Source organism: Bacteroides sp. 3_1_23, assembly GCF_000162555.1.
In the GTDB taxonomy this organism is placed as follows: Bacteria; Bacteroidota; Bacteroidia; order Bacteroidales; family Bacteroidaceae; genus Bacteroides; species Bacteroides ovatus.
Genome location: NZ_GG774967.1, coordinates 1 through 530, shown reverse-complemented (window position 1 = coordinate 530; position 530 = coordinate 1). Strand labels below are relative to the sequence as shown.

Here is a 530-nt window from a genome sequence, read left to right as displayed (position 1 = left end):
ATCCATAATTTGAATCCTTCTTTTCCCGTAGTATGTTCTCCGTCACATTGGCTTGGACCACGCATGAGCTTGCCATCTATAGCAACAACGCCTTTCACCTCCTGACAGACTTGTTTTACCCAATTACGGAAGATCAACTCAAAATACTCGGGCTTTATTATACTGAAGAATCTATTAAAAGTATCATGACTAGGGATGAACTCCAGACCAGGTATGCGACTTTTGAAAAAAGCAATTTTCGCATTGCCAAATTCCTCAATCTCATTCCAGGATTGAGCGCCACAGATTACAGCAGCAATGGATATATAGATAATAGTTTCCATTTTATGTACTTTTTTGCGGTTCATCCTAGGATCTTCTATTTGTTTACAAAGGTCAATTATGCCAATTTTCATGTTAGTTTATGTTTTAATATATCTTATAAAGATAAGGAAAATAATCGACATTAGCAAATGATAATATGTTAATAACCAACAATATAGTAAGGAAATTACAAACGAGAATATAGTAAAAAATATAATGCGTCTGCC

General features: G+C 34.5%; 1 protein-coding gene. It reads right to left on the bottom strand.

Features of this window, described 5'->3' with window-relative positions:
- The coding region (locus HMPREF9010_RS00010; protein WP_008652061.1) for an ISAs1 family transposase at positions 1-395 on the bottom strand (395 nt) is incomplete at its 3' end.
- Between the last annotated feature and the right edge of the window lie 135 nt (positions 396-530).